This is a genomic window from Yoonia sp. I 8.24, assembly GCF_022096995.1.
Taxonomy (GTDB): domain Bacteria; phylum Pseudomonadota; class Alphaproteobacteria; order Rhodobacterales; family Rhodobacteraceae; genus Yoonia.
In genome coordinates, this window is the sequence record NZ_JACXGQ010000001.1 from 260,916 (window position 1) to 287,423 (window position 26,508).

The 26,508-nt window shown below is 54.6% G+C and carries 26 protein-coding genes; 13 read left to right on the forward strand and 13 right to left on the reverse strand.

Going from position 1 to position 26,508, the window contains the following annotated elements:
• Positions 1-64 precede the first annotated feature (64 nt).
• On the forward strand, positions 65-709 hold the full coding sequence (eda, locus tag Yoon_RS01345) for a bifunctional 4-hydroxy-2-oxoglutarate aldolase/2-dehydro-3-deoxy-phosphogluconate aldolase (RefSeq protein ID WP_238109460.1): 645 nt from the start codon (positions 65-67) through the stop codon (positions 707-709).
• Here eda and Yoon_RS01350 read toward each other — a convergent pair whose 3' ends face one another.
• Both Yoon_RS01350 and Yoon_RS01355 read right to left on the reverse strand, forming a co-directional pair.
• Positions 710-979, reverse strand: coding sequence for a hypothetical protein (locus tag Yoon_RS01350; RefSeq protein ID WP_238109462.1), 270 nt, complete (start codon positions 977-979; stop codon positions 710-712).
• A complete protein-coding gene (locus Yoon_RS01355; RefSeq protein WP_238109464.1) occupies positions 969-3,737 on the reverse strand; it encodes a glutamine-synthetase adenylyltransferase in 2,769 nt (922 codons plus the stop codon). The genes Yoon_RS01350 and Yoon_RS01355 overlap by 11 nt, the downstream gene beginning before the upstream one ends.
• Positions 3,738-4,010: 273 nt before the next feature.
• Here Yoon_RS01355 and Yoon_RS01360 point away from each other — a divergent pair, with 273 nt between their 5' ends.
• The 3 genes from Yoon_RS01360 to Yoon_RS01370 all read left to right on the forward strand — a co-directional run bounded on the left by Yoon_RS01360 (position 4,011) and on the right by Yoon_RS01370 (position 5,854).
• Positions 4,011-4,442 (forward strand): DUF2852 domain-containing protein, encoded by a 432-nt coding sequence (locus Yoon_RS01360; RefSeq protein WP_238109467.1) that lies wholly within the window; start codon positions 4,011-4,013, stop codon positions 4,440-4,442.
• Between the two features lie 61 nt (positions 4,443-4,503).
• A complete protein-coding gene (locus Yoon_RS01365) occupies positions 4,504-4,929 on the forward strand; it encodes an RDD family protein (protein WP_238109468.1) in 426 nt (141 codons plus the stop codon).
• A 118-nt stretch (positions 4,930-5,047) separates the two neighbouring features.
• Positions 5,048-5,854, forward strand: coding sequence for an arginyltransferase (locus Yoon_RS01370; protein ID WP_238109469.1), 807 nt, complete (start codon positions 5,048-5,050; stop codon positions 5,852-5,854).
• Between the two features lie 68 nt (positions 5,855-5,922).
• On the opposite strand, the gene Yoon_RS01375 is transcribed toward Yoon_RS01370, so the two are convergent.
• The 3 genes from Yoon_RS01375 to Yoon_RS01385 all read right to left on the reverse strand — a co-directional run bounded on the left by Yoon_RS01375 (position 5,923) and on the right by Yoon_RS01385 (position 10,439).
• On the reverse strand, positions 5,923-8,277 hold the full coding sequence (locus tag Yoon_RS01375) for a TRAP transporter large permease subunit (RefSeq protein ID WP_238109470.1): 2,355 nt from the start codon (positions 8,275-8,277) through the stop codon (positions 5,923-5,925).
• Positions 8,278-8,292: 15 nt separating this feature from the next.
• Positions 8,293-9,240 (reverse strand): TRAP transporter small permease subunit, encoded by a 948-nt coding sequence (locus Yoon_RS01380; RefSeq protein WP_238109471.1) that lies wholly within the window; start codon positions 9,238-9,240, stop codon positions 8,293-8,295.
• Positions 9,241-9,356: 116 nt separating this feature from the next.
• A complete protein-coding gene (locus Yoon_RS01385) occupies positions 9,357-10,439 on the reverse strand; it encodes a TRAP transporter substrate-binding protein (protein WP_238109472.1) in 1,083 nt (360 codons plus the stop codon).
• Positions 10,440-10,682: 243 nt separating this feature from the next.
• Between Yoon_RS01385 and Yoon_RS01390 the strand changes: the two genes are divergently transcribed.
• Positions 10,683-12,101, forward strand: coding sequence for a cache domain-containing protein (locus Yoon_RS01390; protein ID WP_238109474.1), 1,419 nt, complete (start codon positions 10,683-10,685; stop codon positions 12,099-12,101).
• Positions 12,098-12,733: a response regulator transcription factor gene (locus tag Yoon_RS01395; RefSeq protein ID WP_238109476.1), complete on the forward strand. Its 636-nt coding sequence runs from the start codon at positions 12,098-12,100 to the stop codon at positions 12,731-12,733. The genes Yoon_RS01390 and Yoon_RS01395 overlap by 4 nt, the downstream gene beginning before the upstream one ends.
• A gap of 34 nt (positions 12,734-12,767) precedes the next feature.
• Here Yoon_RS01395 and Yoon_RS01400 read toward each other — a convergent pair whose 3' ends face one another.
• A complete protein-coding gene (locus Yoon_RS01400; protein WP_238109478.1) occupies positions 12,768-13,880 on the reverse strand; it encodes a LysM peptidoglycan-binding domain-containing protein in 1,113 nt (370 codons plus the stop codon).
• Positions 13,881-14,104: 224 nt separating this feature from the next.
• Between Yoon_RS01400 and yghU the strand changes: the two genes are divergently transcribed.
• A complete protein-coding gene (gene yghU, locus Yoon_RS01405) occupies positions 14,105-14,974 on the forward strand; it encodes a glutathione-dependent disulfide-bond oxidoreductase (protein ID WP_238109481.1) in 870 nt (289 codons plus the stop codon).
• A 14-nt stretch (positions 14,975-14,988) separates the two neighbouring features.
• Here yghU and Yoon_RS01410 read toward each other — a convergent pair whose 3' ends face one another.
• The gene (locus Yoon_RS01410; RefSeq protein ID WP_238109484.1) at positions 14,989-15,738 is read right to left on the reverse strand and encodes a GGDEF domain-containing protein; all 750 of its coding nucleotides are present in this window, start codon (positions 15,736-15,738) and stop codon (positions 14,989-14,991) included.
• A 328-nt stretch (positions 15,739-16,066) separates the two neighbouring features.
• Here Yoon_RS01410 and Yoon_RS01415 point away from each other — a divergent pair, with 328 nt between their 5' ends.
• The 3 genes from Yoon_RS01415 to ilvN all read left to right on the forward strand — a co-directional run bounded on the left by Yoon_RS01415 (position 16,067) and on the right by ilvN (position 18,667).
• Positions 16,067-17,818 (forward strand): acetolactate synthase 3 large subunit, encoded by a 1,752-nt coding sequence (locus tag Yoon_RS01415; protein WP_238109488.1) that lies wholly within the window; start codon positions 16,067-16,069, stop codon positions 17,816-17,818.
• 61 nt (positions 17,819-17,879) lie between these two features.
• Positions 17,880-18,116: a hypothetical protein gene (locus tag Yoon_RS01420; protein ID WP_238109490.1), complete on the forward strand. Its 237-nt coding sequence runs from the start codon at positions 17,880-17,882 to the stop codon at positions 18,114-18,116.
• Positions 18,104-18,667: an acetolactate synthase small subunit gene (gene ilvN, locus Yoon_RS01425; protein ID WP_238109492.1), complete on the forward strand. Its 564-nt coding sequence runs from the start codon at positions 18,104-18,106 to the stop codon at positions 18,665-18,667. Before Yoon_RS01420 ends, ilvN begins: the two co-directional genes overlap by 13 nt.
• 40 nt (positions 18,668-18,707) lie before the next feature.
• On the opposite strand, the gene Yoon_RS01430 is transcribed toward ilvN, so the two are convergent.
• Positions 18,708-18,950, reverse strand: coding sequence for a hypothetical protein (locus Yoon_RS01430; RefSeq protein ID WP_238109494.1), 243 nt, complete (start codon positions 18,948-18,950; stop codon positions 18,708-18,710).
• Positions 18,951-19,323: 373 nt separating this feature from the next.
• On the reverse strand, positions 19,324-19,569 hold the full coding sequence (locus Yoon_RS01435; protein ID WP_238109496.1) for a hypothetical protein: 246 nt from the start codon (positions 19,567-19,569) through the stop codon (positions 19,324-19,326).
• A gap of 205 nt (positions 19,570-19,774) precedes the next feature.
• On the opposite strand from Yoon_RS01435, the gene Yoon_RS01440 reads away from it, so the two are divergent.
• Both Yoon_RS01440 and Yoon_RS01445 read left to right on the forward strand, forming a co-directional pair.
• Positions 19,775-20,716 (forward strand): nucleoside hydrolase, encoded by a 942-nt coding sequence (locus Yoon_RS01440; protein ID WP_238109498.1) that lies wholly within the window; start codon positions 19,775-19,777, stop codon positions 20,714-20,716.
• The gene (locus Yoon_RS01445) at positions 20,713-22,113 is read left to right on the forward strand and encodes a protein adenylyltransferase SelO (protein ID WP_238109500.1); all 1,401 of its coding nucleotides are present in this window, start codon (positions 20,713-20,715) and stop codon (positions 22,111-22,113) included. The genes Yoon_RS01440 and Yoon_RS01445 overlap by 4 nt, the downstream gene beginning before the upstream one ends.
• Here Yoon_RS01445 and Yoon_RS01450 read toward each other — a convergent pair.
• The 4 genes from Yoon_RS01450 to Yoon_RS01465 form a co-directional block, all read right to left on the reverse strand.
• On the reverse strand, positions 22,088-22,987 hold the full coding sequence (locus Yoon_RS01450) for a DMT family transporter (protein WP_238109502.1): 900 nt from the start codon (positions 22,985-22,987) through the stop codon (positions 22,088-22,090). The genes Yoon_RS01445 and Yoon_RS01450 overlap by 26 nt on opposite strands.
• A gap of 39 nt (positions 22,988-23,026) precedes the next feature.
• Complete coding sequence (locus tag Yoon_RS01455; protein ID WP_238109503.1) at positions 23,027-23,992, reverse strand: DUF3179 domain-containing protein; 966 nt, start codon at positions 23,990-23,992, stop codon at positions 23,027-23,029.
• An 88-nt stretch (positions 23,993-24,080) separates the two neighbouring features.
• On the reverse strand, positions 24,081-24,626 hold the full coding sequence (locus Yoon_RS01460; protein WP_238109504.1) for a peptidylprolyl isomerase: 546 nt from the start codon (positions 24,624-24,626) through the stop codon (positions 24,081-24,083).
• Complete coding sequence (locus Yoon_RS01465; RefSeq protein ID WP_238109505.1) at positions 24,619-25,125, reverse strand: peptidylprolyl isomerase; 507 nt, start codon at positions 25,123-25,125, stop codon at positions 24,619-24,621. Before Yoon_RS01465 ends, Yoon_RS01460 begins: the two co-directional genes overlap by 8 nt.
• A 130-nt stretch (positions 25,126-25,255) precedes the next feature.
• Here Yoon_RS01465 and pgk point away from each other — a divergent pair, with 130 nt between their 5' ends.
• Positions 25,256-26,434 carry a phosphoglycerate kinase gene (gene pgk / locus Yoon_RS01470; protein WP_238109506.1) on the forward strand — a complete coding sequence of 393 codons (1,179 nt, stop codon included), beginning with the start codon at positions 25,256-25,258 and terminating at the stop codon, positions 26,432-26,434.
• Positions 26,435-26,508: the final 74 nt, after the last annotated feature.

Genomic DNA, 26,508 nt, shown 5'->3' on the forward strand with positions numbered 1-26,508 from the left:
GATAAGTATACTAGTATGGTGCGTCAGCGCGCTACGCCACAAACCAAAGATGAAAGCCTAGATCATGACCCCACAAGAAGCCTCTGCCGCCGCCACCAAAGTTTGCCAATTGGCGCCTGTGGTCCCTGTTTTGGTTGTCGATGATGCCAGCAAAGCCGCTGACCTTGCCCGCGCATTGATCGCAGGCGGCCTGCCCGCGCTTGAAGTCACCTTGCGCACCCCTGCAGCGCTTGACGTGATCCGCGAAATGGCCAGCGTCGCAGGCGGCGTTGTCGGCGCGGGCACTTTGCTAACTTCGCAAGACGTCGAAGCCGCCAAGAAAGCAGGCGCGACATTTGGGGTTGCGCCCGGCGCAACGGACCGCCTGCTGGACGCGTGCGAAGCCAATGATATGCCGCTTCTACCCGGCATCGCCACCGCATCCGAAGCCATGCGCCTGCTAGAGCGCGGTTACACCGTGCAAAAGTTCTTTCCTGCAGAAACCAATGGCGGCGCCCCTGCGCTTAAGGCAATTGGTGCGCCGATCCCGCAGGTCAAATTCTGCCCGACCGGCGGCGTCAGCCTCAAAAACGCCAATGATTATCTTACCCTGAGCAACACACTTTGCGTCGGCGGCTCTTGGGTTGCCCCCCAAAATTTGGTCGTTGCAGGCGATTGGGCTGGTATCGAAGCCATTGCACGCGAAGCATCACAGCTACAAGTGGGCTAGTTATTCGGGCACACGCGCCCGCCTACCGCCCCTGCGTTTGGGCGGGCGCACATCCCCCAACGCCGCCTCAAGGGTCGCTATCATCGGGTGATCTGGCTGGCCATCGCGATGGCGTGCAAGGTGGATTTTAACGGCCGCCAGTGTATCGACATCCGCAGAAATCCCCATCGCCCATTCCAGAAAAATGGTGCGGCATTCTGCCAAGGAAATACCTTCGATCAAAAATGACTCCGCTATCAACCCGGTCGGATCAATGGGATCACGCGTCATCTGCGCCCCCCAACATCCGGCAAATCACTGCATCTGCATCCCTTGCCTGTACGAACATCTGATCGGCAAGCGCATCCAAGTCTTGGCAATCTGTTTCACGCAAAATCAATCGTTTGGCCCCTTCACCAATTTCATCTGGGCGTAGCGGCCCACCGGTCAACAAGCGTGCAACCGCCTGCACACGCCACATAAGCCCCGCCGCACCGGTCAACGCCTGCGCATCAGCGGCATTCAACCAACCGTCCGCGACACCTGCTTGCACCTGCCCCGTCAAATCGCGCGCAGCTGCGCCTGCACGCAAACACGCCATCTGTGCAAACAGCTCAATGTCTTGCAAACGCCCCGGGCCGATTTTGGGGTCCCACGCGCCCTGTGGCGGTTTTGTCTCTGAAATGCGCCGCCGCATATCCGCAACATCAGACAGCACCGTCGCACCCTGCCCCTTTGTCGCCAAAACCTCTTGGCGAAATTCTTCGATCTGACCGGCCAATTCGGCATTGCCAGCGATTGCGCGTGCGCGCGTCAAGGCCAGATGCTCCCATGTCCAGGCCTCCTGCGTTTGGTAATGTTTGAACGAGTCAAAAGAAGTCGCAACCGGCCCGGCACGCCCCGAAGGCCGCAAGCGCATATCAACTTCATACAGTCGTCCTTCGGACATCTGCGCCGACAAAGCGGTCACGAGCGCCTGCGTCAACCGCGCATAATAGGCACGTGTCGCCAAAGGACGGCGCCCCTCCGACATATCAACGCCTTGCGCATCATATATCATGATCAGATCAAGGTCAGATTCTGCATTCAAACGACCCGCGCCCAATGACCCCATCCCCAACACAACGCCACCGCGTCCGGGCATCGGCCCGTGCTTTGTTTCAAATTCAGAAACGATAACAGGCCAAAGCCCAGCCACAACAGCGCCAGCCAGATCCGCATATTGGCTCCCGGCGACTTCGGCGGTGATCAAGCCGCGCAGCAAATGGACACCAATCCGAAAGTGCCATTCCTTTGCCCATCGCCGCGCGGTTATCAGCTGTGTTTCGTAATCATCCAAAGCGGCCAAGGCCGCGGATAATTCAGATTGCAGCGCGGCCTCGCCGGGCCAAGGGTTGAAAAACGCGCCCCCGATGACGGCGTCAAAAACACCAGCGTTGCGTGACAGATACTGCGCCAAAGCCGGTGCTGTCGCGGCGATATCCACGATCAATTGAGTCAATTGCGGATTGGCTTCAAACAAAGAAAACAACTGCACCCCAGCGGGCAGACCAGCAAGGAATCCGTCGAACTGCAACAACGCCTCATCAGGTTTCGACGCATCTCGCAACTTTGCCAATATTTCAGGTTTGAGCCGTTCAAAAATTTCGACGGCTCGTGCGGATCGCAGGGCCGGGTAATTGCGCCAGCCAGCGACAACATCCCCGCCCCAATCATCCATCACAACAGGCGCAGCATCCGGGGCAAAGAACCCTTCGGTCAGCGCGTGCACCTCGGTACAGCGCCGCGTAATCTCTTGGCGCAACGCGGCCACTTCGGTGTCCATAAAGGCTGCCAAGCGTTCAAACCCAGCGACATCCGAGGGCAAATGATGGGTCTGCTGGTCATTCACCATCTGTAACCGATGTTCGATATCTCTATGATATTTATAATCATCATAAAGTGTTTCAGCGTCAACTTCAGCCAACCAGCCTGTCGCAACCAATGCGGTCAGACCCGCCTTTGTACCGCGCACCCGCAATCTGTCATCACGCCCACCGGCGATCAACTGCCGCGTCTGCGTGAAAAATTCAATCTCGCGGATTCCGCCGCGCCCAAGCTTTATGTTATGGCCTTCGAGCGCCAATTCCCCGTGCAGCCCTTTGTGGTCGCGAATTTTGAGCCGCATATCATGCGCATCTTGGATCGCCGCAAAGTCGAAATGTTTGCGCCACACAAACGGGTGTAACGCCTTTAAGAAACGCGCGCCCGCCCCATTGTCACCGGCACAAGTCCGCGCCTTGATATAAGCGGCGCGTTCCCAGGTCCGCCCAAGACTTTCATAGTAGCGCTCGGCCGTTTCAGCGGACAGGCAGACAGGCGTCGATGACGCATCAGGGCGCAAGCGTAGGTCGGTACGAAACACATAGCCCCCTTCGCGAACGTCTGACAACATCGCCGCCATCTTACGTGTGACACGGATGAAACTCGCGCGCACTGCGTGGTAATCATCTGGGTCAAACCGGGTTTCATCGAACAGGCAGATCAGGTCGATGTCTGAGGAATAGTTGAGCTCTCCCGCTCCCATTTTACCCATCGCCAATGCAAACATACCGCCAGCCAAAGCTGGGTCATCGCCGCCCGGTAGCTTGCCACGTGCGACCTCTGCCGCGACCAGTTGCACCAGCGCGGCCTGAACGGATGCATCCGCAAAATCGGTCAACACCTGCGTTACTGTTTCCAAAGGCCAAACACCGCCCAGGTCCGCCAGCGCTGTGATCAACGCAATCCGACGTTTGCATTGGCGCAAATGTCCGGTCAGATCTTGCAAGGTGACACGTGGGATCTGCGTTAAAATTTCGCGCACCGCCGCTTCGGGATCTTCGAGTGCAGGCACGATCCACCCGGCTTCTTTTTCAATCAACCCTGCAAGATATGGGCTGCACCCTGCTGTCCCAACAATAAGCGGGGCAATGTCTGCGGGTAAATCTGTGAGATGTGATAGCGCGTCTGCCCCCCGATCAGGGTCATACGGGCGCGGGCAACGGGTCAGGCGATCAATAAAAGACATGGGGTACAGTTACCCTCTGTGACAGGCTGGTCAATCACGCCTGCGGCGGCTCAGCCCTCAAAAAAGACATTATCGTCATGAAGAATTCCGCATTTCGAGCGAAAACTGTAGATGATATCACAATATTTTTCACCTAACACACTGAAAATAAACCCACACAAATGTAAATGTAAAAAACATTCACATTTACCCTTGAAGCGCGGACGCTTTATGCCGATATCTATTCATGTGAAAGGCATTCACATAAACAAACACATCACAAAGGAGCCCACCATGAACACCGCAACCCCCCAGACTTCGATGGGACACAGCAGCCCCTTAGGGTTTTTCGCCCGCGCCGAGGCCTGGCTTGACGAGCGGGGCAAAGGCGCCTGGATCGCGGCCATGGTTCTGGGTTTCATCTTTGTCTGGCCTGTTGGCCTCGCCCTTCTTGCCTATATGATCTGGAGCAAACGCATGTTTAACAAATCTTGCAGTCACAAATCCCACCGCACACACCGCCGCCATATGCGCCATACCAGCGGAAACACCGCCTTTGACGCCTATAAGCAGGAAACACTGCGCCGTCTTGAAGACGAGCAGGACAATTTCGAAGCTTTCCTCAAGCGCCTACGCGACTCCAAGGATAAGGCTGAGTTCGACCAATTCATGAACGAACGTGCCGATGCAGTCGAAGACGACGCATTGCCAGAGCCAAGCCACTAACGGCAATCGGGTGATCCAAATATCTGGGTCACCCCCACCCTGTATTTATGCGAGGTTTTTTATGACCACCTATACTTATGATCCTGCAACTGCATTTACAGGCGTCGTCGTAAAACGCGGAATTGCTTGGGTTTTTGACATGATTGCCATCGGGATTATCTGCACACTGGCGCTGCCCTTTACCGCCTTTACCGGGATATTTTTCTTTCCGTTTTTGATGCTGGTGATTGGGTTCTTTTACCGCTGGATCACCATCGCCAACGGGTCAGCCACATGGGGTATGCGCATGGTGGGGATTACGCTGCGCGACGTTTACGACCACCCGCTTTCATCGCAAACTGCATTTTTCCACACGTTGGGCTATTCAATCAGTATCTGCGTAGCACCCTTGCAATTGATCTCGGTCATCTTGATGCTGGTTTCGCCGCAAGCCAAAGGGTTGACCGACTATCTGCTGGGCACCTATGCAGTCAATCGCGACATTTGAGCCCATTCATCACAGAATTACCACATGTCTAAAAGGCGTGTCCGCACATTCAAAACAGGGGCTTGGCCTCGGGAAAACGGATTGCTAAGCTTTTTGACGCAACAATCCGGATCTTCTTATGCGCCACACGCTTCCTATTGCACCGCAGTTCTATGTTACTGCACCGCAACCCTGCCCTTACCTTGAAGGCAGGATGGAGCGAAAATTGTTCACAGCATTGCAGGGCGACAGCGCGACAAAGCTGAACGATTCTCTTTCTAAGCAAGGGTTTCGTCGCTCTCAGAATGTGCTTTACCGCCCATCCTGTGCCGAATGTTCGGCCTGTATGTCGGCGCGGATTGATATTTCAAAATTCAGCCCCTCGCGCAGCCAACGCCGCGTTGCAAAACGCGCATCTTATCTTGCGCGCCGTGCGACATCGCCGTGGGCAACCGAAGAGCAATACGATTTGTTTCGCGACTACCTTGATGGGCGGCACGCCTCCGGGGGAATGGCGGATATGGATATGTTCGAATTCGCGGCAATGGTTGAAGAAACGCCGATCCGGTCGCGGCTGATCGAGTATACCGACGCGCGCGCACTTAAAGCGGTGTGCCTGACCGATATTCTTGATGATGGGCTGTCGATGGTCTATTCGTTTTTCGACCCGGCGCTCGAGAAACTATCGCTTGGCACCTATATTATTCTGGATCACATCGCGATCGCGCAGGAACTTGGCCTGCCCTATATCTATCTTGGGTATTGGGTCCCCGGCAGCCCGAAAATGGACTATAAATCCAAATTCGCAGGGCTTGAGATTTACAAAGGCGGTCAGTGGACACCGTTGGGCGACCCTGCAAACCACTCATCGGATGTGCACCCGCTGTCCAACGATCCGATTGCTGAACAGGTCGCGCAAATCCAACTGCCTGACGGGCGCATTTAACCCCATCCGAAACGAAAAAGGCGCCCGCAGTTTCCTGCGCGCGCCTTTGTTGACCGATGCCCCTGCCCTTATTTCAGCAGGTTTGGCACGATTGTCACAACGCTTGGCACCAAGGCCAACAGCAGCAGTGCCGCCACCTGAATGCCGATGAATGGCATGACCCCACGGTAGATCTGCCCAGTGGTGATCGACTTGGGCGCAACGCCACGCAGATAGAACAGCGCAAAGCCAAAGGGCGGTGTCAGGAACGATGTTTGCAAGTTCACCGCGATCATGATGGTCACCCATTTGGGATCAAACGTGCCGCCATAAATGACCGGCCCCACGATGGGGATCACGATGTAGATGATTTCCAAGAAATCCAGCACAAACCCCAAGATGAACAGCACGAACATCACCAGCAGGAAGACCGTCCACTCATTGTCGAACGAGCGCAAGAACTGTTGGATATAGTGTTCACCGCCAAAGGAAATCAGCACAAGGTTCAGCAACTGCGACCCGATCAGGATGGTGAATACCATCGATGTGACTTTGGCGGTTTCACGCACGACCGGTGATAACACCCCACCTGATAGCAGCACCCAGCAGGACCAGCCCAGACCGAACATCGCATAAAGGAAGCTGACGAAAGCCACGAGGTACGCAATTTTATTTTCCAACAAAACGACCTCTTGGCCGATGCGCATGTCAAAGTTAACCCCAACCAACAGCATCAATGCGATGGCCCCGGTGGTGTAAAGCACGATGTTGCCTGACAGCCCTTGGTCTTGACGTTTGCGGTAGGCCGCGAGCAAAAGCGCACCGCCTGCCCCCAAAGCCGCAGCCGGGGTTGGGTTGGTGATCCCGCCAAGGATCGAACCCAACACTGCAATGATCAACACAAGCGGCGGGAAGACAACGCGCAAAATCTCATTTCCCGCCAAATATCTAAACGCAGGACGAAGCCCCAGATAGGTCACGTAAAGCGGGATCGCGATATAGAGCGTGGTCCAGCCCGGTGATGTCAACGGCGTGATCAGCACAAGATCAACCAGCAACAACAGCGCGATTCCTGCGGCACCGATCAGCAGCGGGCGTGGGTCCTTGCTTGGGGCCACCCCGCGTGCCACGGCAAAGATCAGCGCAAGGAACATAGCAGTGATGCCGATCCCTTTGCCAATGGGTGCCGCTGCTTCGACTTTTGCCGCCATGATTGTCGCGCGTTCTTCGTCAGATAGCGCACGCGCTTCAACGACGCCGCCCGCAGCCTCGATTGCGGCCTGCTCAGACAGGGCCGTTTCCCAGGCTTCGGCGCCGTGCAGTGCTTGCATCGCAACGGCACAATCATCGCCGACGTTCGTACGCAGTGACGCCGTTTGCCCAGCATCGGTAAAGCTATCAACGATAATGGTCTGCGATCCCATCAGCCCGGTTTGGCCAAGCCCGATGGTCAGGCCAATAACCGCCACGGGTACCGCAAGGAACCATGTGAATGCCTCGTTACGGGTGACGTGTTCGCCAGAACCTGTGCTTTCAAACTGCACAGGTGGGGCTTTGGATGGGTTAATCATCGCAAAGACAAAGGCATAGCCCGCGTAGAGCACGGCGAGCATGATCCCCGGCAACATCGCCGCTTGGAACAATGTCCCCACTGATACAACAGCCGGTTCACCCAGATAAGTCAACGCATCTGAACAGCCGGCAAGCTGCGCGCGCTCTTCTTGTGCTGCGGAATAAAGATCACCTGCCAGCGTGCCCAAAAGCACGATCACGATGGACGGCGGAATGATCTGACCCAATGTGCCAGAGGCCGCAATCACACCTGTCGAGAGTTCAGGTGAATAGCCATTCTTCAACATTGTCGGCAGCGCCAAAAGCCCCATCGTCACAACCGTTGCACCAACGATCCCTGTAGATGCCGCCAAGAACGCACCCACGATTACGATAGAAACGGCCAAACCACCGGGCAACGGGCCAAACACTTTGGCCATCGTCGTCAGCAATTCATCCGCGATCCGCGAACGTTCCAACACGATACCCATCATGACGAACATCACAACGGCAAGCAGTGTTTCGATAGACTGCCCCGCCAGAACCCGTTCGTTCATCCGGTTCACAAGAAAGCCGATATTCCGATCAAGCGCTTGTTCCCAGCCATTGGGGAACAACACATGTTCATAGCGTGGCAAATCAGGGTATCGGAACACCGAAATCGCATCGGTGCGCACACCTTCGGCAATCAGCCCTGCATATTCAGCGGAATTTGTATCAATCGCCGCGTGGATCAATAGACCCGAACTATCGAGTGCCGCGATCACACCAAACGAAATGACGGCAGAACCTGAAATCGCAAAAGCGACAGGGAAGCCCGACAAAATACCAGCAAACAACGTCAAAAAGACGATCATAATGCCGATTTCAACGCCATCTAAACCTAAAAGCATATCTTCGGTCCTACCTTAGTGAATTTCTGCGACAAGTTCGGCGGTTTCATCGCCAATGACATCGCGGTCAAGATATTTACCTTCGCTTTGCGGGCCTTCTTTCAGCTCTAGGTAAGAGCGATAGAAGAACGCAACAGCCTGCAACATCACCATGAATGTGAAGGTGACCAGCAGGATTTTGAACAGAAAGTAGGCGTTAAACCCGTTTGGCGAAAAGCCAATTGTTTCGACGTTCCAGCGCAAGGCACGCGCCTTGTTCACCAAACGATCAAGGCTATCTGATGCGGATGGGTTTGGCACCACAAGGTTGCGCCACAAGAAAAACCATCCATAAAGCCATGTCAGGATGGCCGCGGGGATCATCAGCAGCAGCGAACCGACCATGTCGATGATCCGTTTGGTGCGGAAACTGACGGCGGAATAAACCAGATCAACGCGGACGTGCCCGCCTTGGACGAATGTATAGCTCGCACACATGCAAACGATCATGGCGTTAAACAGCTTCAATTCCTCGGACCACCAGCTGACGTCTTTGGCAAAGTTCACGCCAAAACCCACACCGATTTCAGAAACCGCGAAGATCCGTTGCATAAAGATGATGACGATCTGTTGCAGCACCATCAAAAGCCCGGCCCATGCAAAAAAGCGGCCCACCTTATTGGCAAACCCTTCGAGGACCCGCACGCAGCCCCACATAAAGTGGTTGTTCACAAATCCGATGATGCTGACGATCAGGAAGATCACGAAGACGACAAAGAAAAGCTCGACCGAGGCACCGTAGTAAATAAAGCGCATCAGCGCTTCTTTGACCTCAAGGTCGGCCATTGCCGCATTTGTAAAGGGGACCCAAGACAACCATTGGCCGGGATGCGTCACCGCATAACCAAAGTTATAAAATGCTTCGATGAGGTTCGCAAAGAACCACCCAACGGGGTTCCCCCCCCAAGCTTCGACCAGGCCCATGTCCCACCCCTTTTAGAAAATTCTTATGGCGCTATCACAAAGCGCCTGACGCATGAGGGCCCCTATGCGTTTGCATTGGGCCCTCATGACTATCGTTTCAAAAACCGTGAATGGGCTTAGCCCATTACGCGGTCACGCTGTGTGCGGTACGCACCTTCGGATTTTTGGATCCAAGAAGAAGACGCAGCCATAGATGCGTTGTAGCTTGCGCGCAGACGATCATAGATGTCGTCGCCAGCATATTGATCAAGCGTTTCTTTCGCAGCAACACCCATCGCATCCCAAACTGTGTCAGGGAATTCCAGAACCTTAACACCACCAGCTTGCAGACGCTGAAGCGCTGCACCGTTGTTGTTCATGAACTGTGCGAGGTTCCACTGGTGGGCTTCACCAGATGCAACTTCGATGATTTTCTGGTGCTCTGGGCTCAGGCTTTCGAACACATCAAGGTTTGTTGCCAAAGACAGGGCTGCGCCCGGCTCGTGCATCCCAGCTGTGTAGTAGAACTTGGTGATTTCTTGGAAACCAGCTTTTTCATCAGCCCATGGGCCGATCCACTCTGTGCCGTCAATCGCGCCAGAAGCCAGCGCTTGGTACACTTCAGCACCCGGAAGGTTCTGAATAGATGCGCCCATTTTACCAAGTGCTTGACCGCCAAGGCCAGGCATACGGAATTTCAGACCTTGGAAATCTTCTGGGCCAGTGATCTCTTTTGAGAACCAACCACCCGCTTGTGGGCCAGTGTTACCTGCGAGGAAAGATTTCAGACCAAAGATTTGGCCCAGCTCGTCGTGGAAACCTTGGCCTTCGCCTTGGTAGTACCAGTTAGAGATCTCTTGCGGCGTCATGCCGAACGGCACAGATGTGAAATAGGCGTAACCTGGGTGCTGGTTGACGAAGTAGTAGTCAGCACCGTGGTACATGTCAGCCTGACCAGAGGTCACAGCGTCAAACACTTCGAACGCACCAACCAATTCGCCAGCTGCTTTCAGGTCGATGGTCAAAGACCCGCCTGACATCGCTGTGATTGTGTCAGCTGCGCGCTGTGCAGCGTCGTGTACACCAGCAAGGCCGCGGCCCCATGTGGTGACGAGCGTCAGCGTGCGGTTGCCTTGTGCATACGCAGGTGCGGCAAGCGCTGTTGCGGCTGCGGCTGTCCCGCCAAGTGCAGAATTCTTTAGAAATGAACGGCGATCCATGAAATTTCCTCCCAGATATTATTTCCTTGGCCACAACACGGCCAAGACGCGATCGATTTTCGTCCGGCGACACTAACGACAGTTTTCCAAACGTAAAATACGTAGTTCTACGTAGATTGGGTGTTTTTGGTACATTTTTTGCACCAATTTGCATTATTATTAGGCGATCACGGAATAGAGAGCACACCAAAGGCGACAGTCAGGGGTTTGATTCGTGGCTGATTCCCCGCTAACGATCGGCGCATGACACCGTTTTACACGCGCCTGCGCGACATGTTTTCGATTGGCTATGGGCAAAAGATATTTCTTTTGGCTACTCTACCGCTTGTCATCGCGGTTTTTTTGATCTCGATTGTGGTCACGACCCAATCCACCCAATTGGCCGAACGTGAAATTCAGGCGCTTGAAACACAACTGATCGCGACGAAACGTGCTGAGCTTAAGAATTATCTGTCGATTGCGCGAACGGCAGTGGTGAATACCTATGGTCGCGCCGCCCCTGATGATGATGCCGCCAAATTGGCGGTCACCCAGCAACTCTCGTCAATGCTTTATGGCCAAGACGGGTATTTCTTTGTGTTTGACTACGACGGCAACAATCTTGTCGCGCCGCGTCAAACTGATTTGATTGGGCGCAATTGGCTGGGGTTGACGGATGTCAACGGCACGGCGATCACCGATGATCTGATCCGGATCGCGCGCACGGGCGGCGGCTATCACAGTTTTGTCTGGACCAAACCATCAACGGGCGAACAGGCCAGCATGATCGCCTATGTGAATGGGTTTCAGGATTGGCGGTGGGTCATTGGGACCGGGATATTTATCGACGATGTACTTGAAAACGTTGCTGTTTCCCGCGCAGAGGTGCAAGCCCGTATCACCCGCACATCCTACTACATCGTCGCGATCACGATCGCGGCGCTCATGGGGGTGTTTCTGACCGGGATGGTCCTGAATATTCGCGAAAGGCGGTTGGCGGACGTCAAGCTTAAAGAGCTGACACAGCGTATCATCGACACCCAAGAAGAAGAACGTGGCCGTGTGGCACGCGAGCTGCATGACGGCATTAGCCAAATGCTTGTTGGGGTGCGCTATGCGCTCGAATTGACCCGCCGAAAATCAGGGGCCGGTGATCATGCCAGCCTTGACCGGGGGATCGATGGGCTGAGCCAAACCATCCAAGAAGTGCGCCGCATCAGCCGCGATCTGCGACCGGGTGTCTTGGATGATCTTGGGCTTGGCCCTGCCCTACAGGCCTTGACGGATGATTTTCGTAATCGCACGGGCATTGCAACCTCATTTGAAACCGTGGTTTTTCGCAACCGACTTGATCAAGATGCCCGGATCGCGCTGTACCGCATCGCGCAAGAGGCGCTCACGAATATTGAGCGCCATGCGCAGGCAACCCAAGTGCGTATGTCCCTCAAGGGGCATCGCAGCGGCGCAATGCTTCGGATCACGGACAATGGGGTTGGCATGACCTGGCCACCCTCGAACCGTGGACCGACACATGGTCTTGGCTTGCGAAACATGCAAGAACGCATTGAACAGCTTGGGGGCAACCTACGTATCACAACATCACGCAGCGCCCCAACAGGCACCACTATCGAAGCACAGGTTCCGCTAACCCACCTGCTGAACCCGCAAAAGGACACCGCATGACGATCCGCATTTTGATTGTTGATGACCACCCTATGGTCACCGAAGGCATTCAAGCAATCCTTGAAAGCTATGATGACATCGACGTGGTTGGTGCGCTCAACAACGGCCAAGATGCCGTTGATCAGGTCAAAGCACTGGCGCCTGACGTAATCTTGCTTGATCTGAATATGCCAGGCCTTTCGGGGTTGGCCGCGACTGAGATGATCCTTGAAAAGCGTCCTGAGACATTGATCGTGATCCTATCGATGCATGACAGCCCTGAATATATCTCGACGGCGCTAAGCCACGGTGCGAGCGGCTATATTCTGAAGGATGTGCCAACAGATTCAATCCGCCAAGCAATTGATGCGGTGCTTGCGGGCGAGCAATATCTTTGCACCGGCGCCAAAGGATCGTTGCGTCCAAAAATCAACGGCGGGCGCGAGGCGCTCACCAGCCGGGAACAAACGATCCTGCTTGAATTGGCCCAAGGCAAATCCAACAAGGAAGTCGCGCGGATTTTGAATATTTCCGTGCGCACCGTGGAAACCCACCGCAACAACATCAAAAGCAAACTCGGGATCAGTTCCACCGCAGGGTTAACACGCTACGCGATGGAACATGGGGTGCTGCAAGGCACTGGAATCCAATAGGTCTTGCGCCCGCCCAAGACGGGCGCAACAGTGTTTAGTTTTCAACCGTGGTTTTGATGCCTTCGCGGACAATTTCGAACCACTCGCCCGACAGGCGCAGGTCTTCGAGCCCCGCATTGATGATATCCATATAGGCATCGCCATTGGGGTTGGTCTTCGACACGAACACATGCAGGGTCTGTTGCGATGTCAGTTCAGGCAAATCAACGACAACATCCGTCATGCCTGCGTTATCCGCGTCTTCCTCTGCGGGCAGCGCGTCATATGTCACAACATCAACCTCGCCTTCGCGCAAAAGATCCCAGCAGGCTGCCTGCGTCTCGGCTTGGATCAGCTCAATATTTGGGGCGACCAATGCTTCGGCCTCAAGGTCAAAGGTAAACCAGACCTCCGGGCGACAAAGCCGCGCACCATACAGGTCTTCATAGGTGTCCGCGTTCTCATAGGCGCTGCCAGCCAAGGTGTAATAGCCCACAAGCGCGTCATAAAACGGTTCAGAATGGTTGAAATCCGTACAACGCACCGCGTTTGGCGCGGAAAGGTTTTCAAGCTTGCTGCAATCGGGCCTGTACCACGGGAATGCCATATCGATCGCTCCTGACGGCAAAAGCACCTCAAGGTGCGAGCCCCAGTCGTTCACGAACATGATGTCGAATGCCTGCTCTTCGTTACCCAGTTCGAGCGAACGGCGCACCATTTGCGTGAACAGGCCGCCACCGGGCAGGCTCTCGTCTGTGAAGGGGGCGTAACCGCTCGAGGTCACAAGCCGCAGCGGACGATCGAGGCTATCGGGTTGTAAGGTCGGGGCGGTCGACACCGCGGGCGCTGCAACACTGAGCGTCAAAGGCAAAGATCCATCCGCACATGGGATTTTAAGCACCTGCCCAACCTCCAGCAAATTCGGGCTTGGCAAAATATCCGTGTTCGCGTTGTAAAGCGCTTGGTAGCCGCCCCGCACATCGGCGCGTCGCGCGATACTGCTTAGGACGTCGCCGCGCACAACCGTATAGGTCGCACATTGTTCTTGCGCGTGCACCTGAGTTGCGGAAGCGGCAACAAGGCCAAGACTCGCGGCGCAGCCTGTTGAAGATAAAAATGCAACTCGTTTGAAGGTTGACCAGATAGTATGGGGTTGGTTTTTCGACATTCGCCGTCCCTTTCTTGAATCATTTCTTCGTGAGGGCACTATTTCATAGAAATTTCAGATGTCTTGCGAATATTGGTCGAAAGTCACAAACCGTTGCTTTCACGTCGACATTTCGACGCCACCGCGCAAATGCCGACGTTCAAATTTATAAAAATGCCTTGCACTTAGGCGGTTTGCTAGCACAATTTGCACATGAACAATCAATGACCATATCGGAGCAATAAATGACTGGCAGCAATACATATGTCCCGCCAAAGGTTTGGACATGGGATGCAAAAAATGGCGGCGAGTTTGCCAGCATTAACCGTCCCATCGCGGGGCCCACCCATGATAAGGCTCTGCCCATCGGCAAACATCCCTTGCAACTCTACTCGCTCGCGACACCAAATGGGGTGAAGGTTACAGTGATGCTTGAAGAATTGCTCGCGGCCGGACATGACGCTGAATATGACGCGTGGCTGATCCGTATCGGAGATGGTGACCAATTTGGCAGCGGGTTTGTCGATGTGAACCCAAATTCAAAAATCCCCGCGCTCATGGACCATGGGACTGGTAGCCGGGTTTTTGAGAGCGGCGCCATCCTTTTGTATTTGGCAGAAAAATTTGGGGCATTCTTGCCCAAAGATCCTGCAGCACGTGTCGAAGCGATGAACTGGCTGTTTTGGCTGCAGGGATCTGCGCCTTACATGGGCGGTGGCTTTGGCCATTTTTACGCCTATGCCCCTGAAAAATTCGAATACCCAATTAACCGTTTTGCAATGGAGGCAAAGCGCCAGCTTGATGTGCTCGACCGTCGTCTAGGCGAGGTGCAGTTCCTATCAGGCGCTGACTACACAATCGCCGATATTGCCACCGCGCCATGGTATGGGCGCATGGTGCAAGGCGGGGCATATGATGCGGGTGAATTTCTCGACGTTGGCATCTATAAGAATGTGATCCGCTGGGCGGATGAGGTCATGTCGCGACCTGCATATCAGCGCGGCGCGATGGTCAACCGCACATTTGGCCCGCCCGAGGGTCAGCTACACGAACGCCACGACGCCGAGGACTTTGACACGCAAACGCAAGATAAAATAGGCACGGACACTACCTAGCCCCTTGTGCAGATTTACGCTGATACCGGCGGCGGCAACCAGAGTTCTACTGAGGAATCGTCGCCGCCCCAAACCGCGCGTGCCCGACCGCTTGCTTTGGCGACGTAAAGCGCCTTGTCAGCTTCACTTAACATGTGTTTGGTATCCAACTTGCCGTTGGCCTGCAGCAACCCAACCGACGATGTGACATTGATAGCAGTGCCGGAATACGCCTCTATGTGGCGTACCCCTTCACTTAGTCGCGCGCCAAGTTGCTCGGCACTTTCAGAGTCAATGTCTGCCACAAATATTGCGAATTCTTCACCCCCTAAACGTCCAACAATGTCGGTTGCGCGCACCAGATGACGCATCCTGTCAGCCATGCCACGCAAAACCTCGTCGCCTACAGGATGGCCAAAGCCGTCATTCACGTCCTTAAAGTGATCAAGGTCGAGCATAAACAGAACGCCGTTCGTTTGTTTTTCAAGACGTGCCATAAACGCCCCGCGATTTAGCAGGCCTGTTAAAGAATCTGTCCGTGCCAAACGCATCGCGTCACGACGCAGTCTTTCGCCACGTACAATCAAAACAAGAGCAATCGTAACCAGCGGTGTAGAGGTTGTCATCGAAATCCAAAAATGCTCTGTGAATTTATGCGATCCGACCCCCATAATTAGAAATTCTATTGCGATGACGACAAGGGAATCGATCACGCTCCAAAAGATCACCGAAATAGGCCAATGCCACCAAGCGCGTGGCATAAGTTTTGTAAGTATCTGGTCCATACTTTTTTCCAGTTTCCATGGGCACAATGAACCTCTACCTTCATTTCCCTAAGACCTGCTTAAGTCGGGATGCCGCACTTGCCAGAAATAAAGTTCCAAAAATACGCTCACAAACGACATTTTCTCCAATCGCCTGTTGACCCTCCGTTTTGCCCCCTTTATTGTCGCCCTACACGCAAAGGAAACCCGATGACCAAGGTCGTACTCATTCTAAGATACATGCGCATGGGCCGGTAACGGTAAGACCATAACGATCCCATGCGCCTCCGACACTCTCGGGGGTTTTTTTGTGACTAATGATAACACCAGCGGATAGGACGCGAGAACAATGACAAAAGCCATGACGGGCGCAAAAATGGTAGTACAGGCCTTGATCGATCAGGGTGTGGAAGTCGTCTTTGGATACCCTGGCGGTGCCGTCCTGCCGATCTATGACGAGATTTTTCAGCAAAACAGCATCACCCATGTTTTGGTGCGCCACGAACAAGGGGCCGTTCATGCCGCCGAAGGGTATGCGCGTTCAACCGGAAAACCCGGCGTTGCATTGGTGACATCTGGCCCTGGCGCGACAAACGCTGTGACCGGGCTGACAGATGCGCTGCTGGACAGCATCCCGCTGATCGTTCTGACAGGCCAAGTGCCGACATTCATGATCGGATCAGATGCCTTCCAAGAGGCTGACACCGTTGGCATCACCCGCCCCTGCACCAAGCATAATTGGCTGGTCAAAGAGACCGACAAGCTGGCCGCGACCCTGCACGAGGCATTCCATGTCGCAACATCAGGCCGCCCTGGTCCGGTTTTGATCGACATCCCTAAGGATGTTCAATTTGCGACCGGCACCTACACGCAAGCCAAACAGGTTGAGACGCATTATAACCCACAGGTAAAGGGTGACATGGACGCCATCACTGAATTGGCCAAGGCGATGGAGACGGCCAAACGTCCCTTATTTTATACTGGCGGCGGGGTCATCAACTCTGGTCCGGCGGCCTCACAATTACTGCGCGAATTGGTAGCCGCCACGAATTTCCCGATCACCTCAACCTTGATGGGTTTGGGCTGCTATCCAGCGTCCGGCGACAATTGGTTGGGCATGTTGGGCATGCATGGGCTTTATGAAGCAAATATGGCGATGCACGACTGCGACTTGATGATCAACATCGGGGCGCGGTTTGATGACCGGATCACAGGCCGTCTGGATGCGTTCAGCCCCGGCTCCAAAAAAGCGCATATCGATATTGATGCGTCATCAATCAACAAGGTCATCCATGTCGATATTCCGATCTTGGGGGATGTGGCCCATGTTTTGGAAGACCTGCTGAACGTGTGGAAAGCCCGCGGCCGCAAAACCAACCAAGAAGGACTGTCCAACTGGTGGGATCAAATCAACGATTGGCGCGCGGTGAAATGCCTTGATTTCAATCAAGAAGGCAAGATCATTAAACCGCAATACGCGCTGCAACGTCTTGAAGAACTGACGAAAAAGCACGACCGTTACATCACAACAGAGGTCGGCCAGCACCAAATGTGGGCCGCGCAGTATCTTGGATTTGAAAACCCAAACCGCTGGATGACATCTGGTGGTCTAGGGACAATGGGCTACGGTTTCCCCGCGTCGATCGGCGTGCAAATGGCGCATCCTGATGCTTTGGTCATCAACGTCGCTGGCGAAGCATCTTGGTTGATGAACATGCAAGAACTTGGCACCGCAATGCAGTTCAACCTGCCCGTCAAACAGTTCATCTTGAACAACGAACGTCTGGGCATGGTGCGCCAGTGGCAGCAATTGCTGCACGGCGAACGCTATTCTTCCAGCTGGTCTGAATCCCTGCCCGATTTTGTAAAACTGGCCGAAGCATTCGGCGCGAAAGGCATCCAATGCCACGACCCCGATACGCTGGACGATGCGATCATGGAAATGATCACCTATGACGGTCCTGTGCTGTTTGATTGCTTGGTCGAAAAGCACGAAAACTGCTTCCCGATGATCCCGTCAGGCAAAGCACACAACGAAATGCTGATGGGCGACGCATCAACCGACGGCGCGATTTCAGGCGCTGGCGAGGCGTTGGTTTGATGAAATGGGGCTAATATCCGTTTCGTTCCAGAACGAACCCATTCCCTGGAACATTTGGGTGATGGCTGAGCTAGAAACCTTTGCTTCTAAAGAAGAAAAGGAAAAGTTCTGGAACGAGATTTTTCGCCCCTATGAACACGGCCTAAACGCAATACACGCTGAAGACTTGAAACCTAGCGATCTCGAAAGCTTTATTGACCTACTTCAACGCTTCAAAATGACCTCACCTCAAGAGGAACATGTAAACGAAGTCATAAGGTTATTGAAAATTGAATTGGAAATAAGATGTCCGCACTAAAAATCAAAAAAGGCGCAACAAGCCACTCAGCCTACAACCTACGGCCCAACTATTCCGACACTGTTGAACGGCACACGCTGGCCGTTCTGGTTGAAAACGAACCGGGTGTTTTGGCCCGCGTGATCGGGCTGTTTTCCGGGCGCGGCTATAATATCGACAGCCTGACCGTCGCCGAGGTCGACCACCTTGGGCACCGCTCGCGCATCACAATCGTCACGTCTGGTACGCCGCAGATTATCGAACAGATCAAAGCGCAGTTGGGTCGGATCGTCGATGTGCATAAGGTGAATGATCTGACCGTTGAAGGACCATCCGTGGAACGCGAGTTGGCGCTGTTCAAAGTGTCCGGCAAAGGTGAAAACCGCATTGAGGCCGTGCGTTTGGCAGATATTTTTCGGGCCAATGTGGTCGATAGCACGTTGGAATCATTTGTTTTTGAAATCACAGGTACGCCTGAAAAAATCGATGCCTTTGCGGAATTGATGCGCCCGCTCGGCTTGCAAGAAATTGCGCGCACGGGTGTCGCGGCGCTTTCGCGTGGTGCTGTCTGAGAAAACGCGCCGGGTCAGCCCCCTGACCCGGCGCAATTGCTTAGCTAGGCAGAAGACCTGCTTCTTGGCCCGCTGCGATTTCTGCGGCGTCAAGGAGCCCGTCACCAGACGCATCCAATGCAATGAATTCGTCATCCGTGATATCCGGAAGCACGGCTGCTAATTCAGCATAGCTATACATGCTGTCACCGTTGACATCGATCGCGGCATCCTGTGCGAACGCGGGAACGGCAAGCGCAAGCGCAAAGGCAGTTTGTGCCACCAGTGTTTTCTTGATCGTCATTTTAGTTCTCCTTCATGGATATTTAGAAGGCGATGTTGCCTTCACCAGAAGGCATGAACGCCACGATTGCGCAGGACCAGATCAAACGGACCAGCCGCGAAAACCAGCACAATTGCGCCAAAAGTGGAAACAATAATTGCAAAAATTCGCCCCAAAACCCCCACAAGAAACAATAAGCCAGACACCACCACCCTCACCTAGCAAATCTGGCAAGGTAACGCCGTCACGCGTAAATCCCGATATTGTGAACGCTGTATCTGTTGAAAACCGAACAAAGAAAACCGCGGCATGTCTAAACCATGCCGCGGCTACTTCTCAAGATTCATATTGTCGGTGACCGGGCCGCATTCATGCAGCCCAAGCTGATTGCGGACTAGCCCGGCAAAAGACCCGCTGATTGCCCATTGGCGATTTCAGATGCGTTCAGCAGCCCGTCGCCAGAGGTATCAAGCACCTCGAACGTTGCGTCGGTCAAATTAGGAAGCACCGCAGTGAGTTCAGGATAGCTATACATCCCGTCGCCATTGATATCGATATTTGGGTCTTGGGCGAGTGCCGGTGATGCAAAAAGGGCCAATAAAATAGTGGCTGGTTTGAGAGGTGATGTCGCGCGTGTCATCTTCAATCTCCGTTACGGGTAAATGCGTATGTTGTTTATTGACTGCCATATGGGGAGCCCTGCCCCGACTTACCATCTTTGCAACAGAAACAAAGTAAAAATCCTGTCACCTGCGGGCCCAACGATACCAAAAGATCACAATCGCCCCCTTGCCCCTGCCGGGCTAAGACGACAGTCTGCACGCAAAACAGGATCAGGAATTCACATGGCACCGCGTAAAATCATCATCGACACGGACCCCGGCCAAGACGATGCGGTGGCCATCCTTTTGGCGTTTGCCTCACCCGAGGATATTGATCTGCTTGGGATTACCGCCGTTGCGGGCAATGTGCCCTTGGCGCTGACCGAAAAGAATGCGCGCATTGTGTGTGAACTTGCGGGAAAACCCGACACCTTGGTCTTTGCGGGCTGTGACGCGCCGATGCACCGCAAATTGGTCACTGCCGAACATGTGCATGGGAAGACCGGGCTTGATGGGCCGCAGATGGACGATCCGAAAATGCCCCTGCAACCGCAGCATGGCGTTGATTACATTATTGACACCCTTCGCAATGAGTCCGAAGGCACAGTAACTATCTGCCCCATTGGACCGCTCACCAATATCGCGACCGCATTTGAAAAGGCGCCCGACATCATCCCACGAATCCAAGAGATCGTGCTGATGGGCGGCGGCTGTTTTGAAGGCGGCAACATCACCCCAGCTGCCGAATTTAACATCTACGTTGATCCCGAAGCCGCCAAAATTGTGTTTGAATCCGGTGTGCCACTGGTCGTGATGCCCTTGGACGTGACGCATAAGGCGCTCACCACCAAAGCCCGCATCGACGCATTTCGCGCGATGGGCACCAAGATCGGTGATATGGTTGCCGCATGGACCGATTTCTTTGAACGGTTTGATATGGAAAAATACGGATCAGAGGGCGCGCCGCTGCATGACCCTTGTACGATTGCCTATTTGATCGACCCCACTTTGTTTACGGGCCGCCATATCAATGTTGAGATTGAGACAGAATCTGAACTGACCCTTGGCATGACCGTTGCGGATTGGTGGCGGGTCACGGACCGCGCCCCCAATGCGCTGTTCATCGGTGACTTGGACGCCGAAGGGTTTTATGCGCTGCTCGCGGATAGGCTTGAACGCTTGTGAAAATCCCGTTTGATAACAGCTATGTAAATCTTCCTGCGCAGCTTTATGTGGCCACGCCACCAACCCCGGTGCCTGCGCCCGTGCTGATCAGCTATAATCAAGCCTTAGCCGATGATCTGGGAATTCAAGGCGCGCCTGATCTGGCGATTCTCGCGGGCAATGCGATCCCCGAAGGGGCCGCGCCCATTGCGCAGGCCTATGCCGGGCATCAATTTGGCCAATGGAACCCACAATTGGGCGACGGCCGCGCGGTGCTATTGGGTGAAATGATCGATCACGCCGGCTTGCGCCGCGATATCCAGCTTAAGGGTTCCGGACAAACCCCGTTTTCGCGCCGTGGCGATGGGCGTGCATGGCTTGGGCCAGTGCTACGCGAATATCTAGTGTCAGAGGCGATGCATGCGTTGGGTGTGCCAACCACCCGCGCTTTGGCCGCTGTGACGACGGGCCAAGACATCGCGCGTGAAACCCTGCTGCCGGGCGCGGTTTTAGCCCGTGTCGCGCAAAGCCATATCCGGGTCGGGACGTTTCAGTATTTCGCGGCCCGCCAAGACCTAGTGGCACTGCGTGCGCTGACCGATCATGTGATCGCACGCCATTACCCGACAGCCGCGGACCCTGCGGCGCTGTTGGATCAGGTGATCACACGCTATGCACAGTTGATTGCGCAATGGATGGGGTTTGGGTTTATCCACGGCGTGATGAACACCGATAATGTATCTATCGCGGGCGAGACGATTGATTACGGCCCCTGTGCCTTTATGGATGGATTTCATCCCTCCCAAGTGTTCAGCGCGATTGACCGCCAAGGCCGCTATGCCTATGCGAACCAACCGCAGATTGGCGCGTGGAACATGGCGCAATTCGCCACATCACTGATCCCACTCATGCCGGACCAAGACGCCGCAATTGAACAGTTCACGGCAGCCGTGAATCGCTTTGGCGACATCTATCTTGCGGCATGGCGCGCGGTTTTTGCGGCGAAAATCGGGATCTTCGACCCAACGCCCGAAGACACTGGGCTGATCCAAACCTTGCTTGATCTCATGGCATCCGAGCGCGCCGATTTCACGGGTGTTTTTGCACATCTAGGCAGCGATACCGCCCGCGACCAGTTTATTGACCGGGCAGCGTTTGACGCGTGGGCAGTAGATTGGAAAGCGCGCAGGTCGAATGATTTTGCGGCGATCATGGCCGGGGCGAACCCGCGAATTATCCCGCGCAATCATCAGGTTGAAGCCGCGATTCAAGCCGCAGTCGCAGGTGATTTCGCGCCGTTTCATGCAATGCTTGGTGCGGTCACACAGCCCTTTGCACCGCTGACACAGGCGACCGCCCGCTATGCGACACCGCCAACATCGGCAGAGCAAGTCACCCGGACGTTTTGCGGGACTTAGCCGGGCGGTTAATCAATACGATTCCAATCGCCACCAGCATCAGCGCCCCAATCAGGTCAAATCCAACCTGTTCATCCAACAAGAGCCAACCCAAACCGACGCTGAGCACAGGCGACAAAAAGCTGAACGACGCAACCCCAGAGGCCGGATAAACCGACAAGAGCCATAGCCAAAACACAAAGCCTGCGCTGACCACGATCACGATTTGGAACAACAGCCCAGCGATGTGGATCGGACCGATATCGCGGATGAACGGCCCAAAAAAGAAGGCAGCGATCAGCAATATCGGCGCAGAAACAAGAACTTGCCAGTAAAGCTGCATTTCAGGGCGCACCCGCGCAAGCGGTGACGCTTTGGCCATCATCGCGGTCACTGACCATGACAGCGCACCGCCCAAGGCTGCGATATCGCCCCAGATGCTTGCCTCGCCCGCGCCGCGGTTGAGAATCGCCCAAGCGACACCCGCCATCGCGAACACCAGCCCAACGGCCTTGAGCGCGGTGATCTTATCATTGGGCATCACAAAATGCGCGATAATCGCAAGCCAAACAGGCATCGAGTAAAAGATCACGGCGGAGCGCCCGACGGTGGTCAGATCAAGCGCCACAAATAGGCAAAGGAACTGAAATCCAAAGAAAACCCCTGTGATAAAACCGGCCATGCGTGTGCCCGGCTCAAAGCGGATCGGAATCCCGCGCCAGTGCAAATAGGCCCACAGGCACACCACCGCACCAGCAGACCGCAAGCCTGCAAAAAACACGGGCTGCAACCCACCATTTGTGACTTTGATTACCACCTGATTGAACGCCAAAAACAGCGCAAACCCGGTCAGCGCGACGGCGCCAAATGTATCAATCTGAGATTTTCGTTCCATGGCGGCACCCTTTGCCGATGCCCCTGTAAAGTCAAGGTGTTAACCGGGGTTTATCATCCATTTCCCTGCAGGCCAAAACGCATGAAATGCAAAGGCAAACATGACATCATGTGCGATGTCATTACCAGCGGCATCACGCACCCGAATATTGCCAACATCGCGCCCTTGCGCGATCGTCCCACCATCGAGCGCAGACGCTTGGCCCGCGGCCCATGTCAGGGTGATCCCCTCTTCGGTCAGCATACCCGCCGCCGCGATCCGGCTGAGCGGCCACGCCTTATCCCCGATCCGCACCACACGTGCGAGCGCTGGAATATCATGGGGTGGCAATTCACCCGAATACAAAAATGGCCGGTGCGAACTGTCATAGCTGACATAGGGGTTGGTGCCATAGTTTCGGTTGAAATCCGGCTCTGCCATCACCCGCCCCTCTGGATTGGCCGTACGGAAGCTGTCCCAGCTTTCCATCCACGCAGGCAAAGCCTGTAGCTGTGCCCCTGTGAGATCGCCGACAATGGCAGTGCCCGTGGCCTGCTGCCACCAGCTTTGGCTTTCGCGGTCATACATGATCATATCGGAATTGCGCAGCTTGCCCGAGACTCCAAAACGCAACGTGCCTGTGGGTCCACGTCGATCAAACACAATACCTGAATTGCAAAGCGGACAAAACGTGACCGCGACCGGCATATCGCCGATCTGATCGTTCACAATTTCATGCCACATGAGATAGCGAACGGGATAGGCACGTGGTGGTTCGCCAGCAATATCAACAGTGATCACAGGTTCATTTACAGGTAAATCCGCTGCAGCCAGCGCGATAAACTGCGGATCATCAAGCGCGGGAATACCGTCTTTGGGTGGGCCGCCCGAAAGGATTTCAACCCAGTTTTCAACAGTCGTTTTTGAAAAATTAGTGTCTGGCCATTCGTGCGCCCAGAACTCTGGGCTGGCACTGGCGCTTTGCACGGCCAAAAAGAATGCGGTGATCGTCGTAAAAATACGCATGATGGTCCTCCCTGTTCAGGTCAAGGGTGACCGAAGTCATCGCGTTGCACGAGCCCCCTCGCGCAGATGTGAGGGGGCGCGTCGCTGTTTATTCGGTCACGCGGACGGCTTGCATGACGTCAGGCTGTCCGATGACAGCACCGTTTTGACCAGCCCCACGTTTGATCGCGTCAACGATCTCCATGCCTGCGGTGACTTCGCCGACAACAGTGTATTGACCGTTCAGGAAATAGCCGGGTTCAAACATGATGAAGAACTGGCTGTTTGCAGAGTTTGGGTTCTGCGCACGCGCCATGCCCACAATGCCACGCTCAAACGGTTGGTCAGTGAATTCAGCAGGGATGTCCGCGAATTCAGATCCACCTGTACCAGCCATGGACAAATCACTGCCCAAAAGACCGTTTTGCACGTCACCTGTCTGGGCCATGAACCCATCAATCACCCGGTGAAAAACAACACCATCATACTGGCCCGATTCAGCAATCGCAGTGATCTGCGCTGCGTGCAGCGGTGCGGTTTCTTCAAACAGGTCGATAACAATCGTGCCATTGGCCTCGCCTGCGACGTCAATCTCAAGCCCGGCAGCCAGCACAGGGCCAGCGACGACGGCAAAAAGCGTTGCGAGCTTAAACATCGGCAGCGACTTTCACGCTGATCATACGGTCAGGGTACATCGGTGGCTCGCCTTTGACGATCGCATCCACATGTTCCATGCCAGAGATCACTTGGCCGTAAACGGTATATTGGCCATTCAGGAAATCATTATCTTTGAAGTTGATAAAGAACTGGCTGTTCGCAGAATTTGGGTTTTGTGAACGTGCTGCGCCCAATGACCCACGCGCATGTGGCACTTTGGAGAATTCAGCTGGCACATCAGGCAGGTCAGAACCACCAGTACCCGCACGGCCAATGTCAAAGTTTTCTTCCATATTGCCGTTGGCCACATCGCCTGTCTGCGCCATGAAACCATCGATCACACGGTGAAACGCAACGTTGTCGTATTTACCGGCGCGTGCCAGTTCTTTCATACGTGCAACATGCTGTGGTGCGACATCAGGCAAAAGCGCGATGGTCACGTCGCCACCGGACAAGGTCATGATAATTGTGTTTTCTGGATCTTTGATATCGGCCATTTTGGGCTCCTGTTAGCTATATTGCCCACTGACATAGGACCAAGCGCTCAAAATGCCAAGCGGGTCTGGTTGACGTGACGCGCCAATTACCGCAACAAAGCGTGAAACTTGACCCATAAAGGATTTTCACATGGCTTGGAAAACGCTCGACGACATGGATTTCGCCGGAAAACGCGCTTTGGTGCGTGTCGATATTAACGTGCCTGTCGAAAATGGCGTGGTCACGGACACAAGCCGAATTGATCGGATTGCAGCCACCGTTGATGACATCCAAGCCAAAGGAGGCAAGGTGATCTTGATGGCGCATTTTGGCCGCCCCAAAGGGCAGGTTGTGCCCGAGATGTCGCTCGAAATCATCGCGCCCACAGTATCAGACGTGCTGGGCTTGCCCGTCACATTTGTGAATGGTGACTACGCCGAGGCCGTCTCGGAAATGGACGCGGGTGATGTTTTGTTGCTTGAAAACCTGCGCTTTAACCCCGGCGAAGAGAAAAACGACGCAGGCTTTGCCCAGCGTCTTGCCAGCCTTGCAGATATCTATGTGAACGACGCGTTTTCCGCCGCACACCGCGCCCACGCCAGCACCGAAGCCATTGCAAAGCTGCTTCCGTCTTGCGCAGGCCGTTTGATGGCCGAAGAATTGGGCGCGCTGGAAAAGGCGCTTGGCGCCCCTGCCCGCCCTGTCGTTGCCGTTGTCGGCGGTGCGAAAGTATCGACAAAGCTGGACTTGTTGGGCAATTTGGTTGGTAAGGTCGATCACCTCGTGATTGGCGGCGGCATGGCGAACACGTTTTTGGCAGCCCAAGGAATCAACGTCGGCAAATCGCTTTGCGAACATGATTTGGCGGACACCGCACGCGAAATTTTGGCGAAGGCGGAAACCGCTGGCTGCGAAATCATCCTGCCCCGTGATGTGGTGATTGCGCGCGAATTCAAAGCAAACGCCGCGAATGAAACCGTCGCGGCGACTGACTGCCCTGATGACGCGATGATTTTCGACGCAGGCCCACAAACGGTTACCTATATCAATGACGTCGTGAAAAGCGCCAAGACCTTGATCATGAACGGACCGTTGGGGGTGTTTGAACTCACACCTTTCCATGCTGGGACCTTTGGTATTCTTGACGTGATCGCCGCACAAACCAACGCAGGCGCATTGATTTCAGTCGGCGGCGGCGGCGATACGGTCGCAGCAATCAACGCCTCAGATCACGCGGATGATTTCACCTATATCTCAACCGCAGGCGGCGCGTTCCTTGAATGGATGGAAGGCAAAACCCTACCCGGCGTTGCGGCACTTGGGGTCTGAACATCACAAGCCGCGTAGCTGCCGTTACGCAAATGTAAGCGAACGGCGGCTACGAGCCCATTGTGTCTATCACT

Excerpts from the sequence above, each read along its gene's own strand:
- Yoon_RS01380 (WP_238109471.1), bottom strand. The coding sequence starts at position 9,240 with ATGGGCCTGGTCGAAGCTTGGGGGGGGAACCCCGTTGGGTGGTTCTTT.
- Yoon_RS01360 (WP_238109467.1), top strand. The coding sequence starts at position 4,011 with ATGAACACCGCAACCCCCCAGACTTCGATGGGACACAGCAGCCCCTTA.
- Yoon_RS01420 (WP_238109490.1), top strand. The coding sequence starts at position 17,880 with ATGGCTGAGCTAGAAACCTTTGCTTCTAAAGAAGAAAAGGAAAAGTTC.
- yghU (WP_238109481.1), top strand. The coding sequence starts at position 14,105 with ATGACTGGCAGCAATACATATGTCCCGCCAAAGGTTTGGACATGGGAT.
- Yoon_RS01460 (WP_238109504.1), bottom strand. The coding sequence starts at position 24,626 with ATGTTTAAGCTCGCAACGCTTTTTGCCGTCGTCGCTGGCCCTGTGCTG.
- Yoon_RS01430 (WP_238109494.1), bottom strand. The coding sequence starts at position 18,950 with ATGACGATCAAGAAAACACTGGTGGCACAAACTGCCTTTGCGCTTGCG.
- ilvN (WP_238109492.1), top strand. The coding sequence starts at position 18,104 with ATGTCCGCACTAAAAATCAAAAAAGGCGCAACAAGCCACTCAGCCTAC.
- Yoon_RS01350 (WP_238109462.1), bottom strand. The coding sequence starts at position 979 with ATGACGCGTGATCCCATTGATCCGACCGGGTTGATAGCGGAGTCATTT.
- Yoon_RS01450 (WP_238109502.1), bottom strand. The coding sequence starts at position 22,987 with ATGGAACGAAAATCTCAGATTGATACATTTGGCGCCGTCGCGCTGACC.
- Yoon_RS01390 (WP_238109474.1), top strand. The coding sequence starts at position 10,683 with ATGACACCGTTTTACACGCGCCTGCGCGACATGTTTTCGATTGGCTAT.
- eda (WP_238109460.1), top strand. The coding sequence starts at position 65 with ATGACCCCACAAGAAGCCTCTGCCGCCGCCACCAAAGTTTGCCAATTG.
- Yoon_RS01455 (WP_238109503.1), bottom strand. The coding sequence starts at position 23,992 with ATGCGTATTTTTACGACGATCACCGCATTCTTTTTGGCCGTGCAAAGC.
- Yoon_RS01440 (WP_238109498.1), top strand. The coding sequence starts at position 19,775 with ATGGCACCGCGTAAAATCATCATCGACACGGACCCCGGCCAAGACGAT.
- Yoon_RS01365 (WP_238109468.1), top strand. The coding sequence starts at position 4,504 with ATGACCACCTATACTTATGATCCTGCAACTGCATTTACAGGCGTCGTC.
- Yoon_RS01355 (WP_238109464.1), bottom strand. The coding sequence starts at position 3,737 with ATGTCTTTTATTGATCGCCTGACCCGTTGCCCGCGCCCGTATGACCCT.
- Yoon_RS01395 (WP_238109476.1), top strand. The coding sequence starts at position 12,098 with ATGACGATCCGCATTTTGATTGTTGATGACCACCCTATGGTCACCGAA.
- Yoon_RS01415 (WP_238109488.1), top strand. The coding sequence starts at position 16,067 with ATGACAAAAGCCATGACGGGCGCAAAAATGGTAGTACAGGCCTTGATC.
- Yoon_RS01375 (WP_238109470.1), bottom strand. The coding sequence starts at position 8,277 with ATGCTTTTAGGTTTAGATGGCGTTGAAATCGGCATTATGATCGTCTTT.
- Yoon_RS01465 (WP_238109505.1), bottom strand. The coding sequence starts at position 25,125 with ATGGCCGATATCAAAGATCCAGAAAACACAATTATCATGACCTTGTCC.
- Yoon_RS01400 (WP_238109478.1), bottom strand. The coding sequence starts at position 13,880 with ATGTCGAAAAACCAACCCCATACTATCTGGTCAACCTTCAAACGAGTT.
- Yoon_RS01370 (WP_238109469.1), top strand. The coding sequence starts at position 5,048 with ATGCGCCACACGCTTCCTATTGCACCGCAGTTCTATGTTACTGCACCG.
- Yoon_RS01435 (WP_238109496.1), bottom strand. The coding sequence starts at position 19,569 with ATGACACGCGCGACATCACCTCTCAAACCAGCCACTATTTTATTGGCC.
- pgk (WP_238109506.1), top strand. The coding sequence starts at position 25,256 with ATGGCTTGGAAAACGCTCGACGACATGGATTTCGCCGGAAAACGCGCT.
- Yoon_RS01410 (WP_238109484.1), bottom strand. The coding sequence starts at position 15,738 with ATGGACCAGATACTTACAAAACTTATGCCACGCGCTTGGTGGCATTGG.
- Yoon_RS01385 (WP_238109472.1), bottom strand. The coding sequence starts at position 10,439 with ATGGATCGCCGTTCATTTCTAAAGAATTCTGCACTTGGCGGGACAGCC.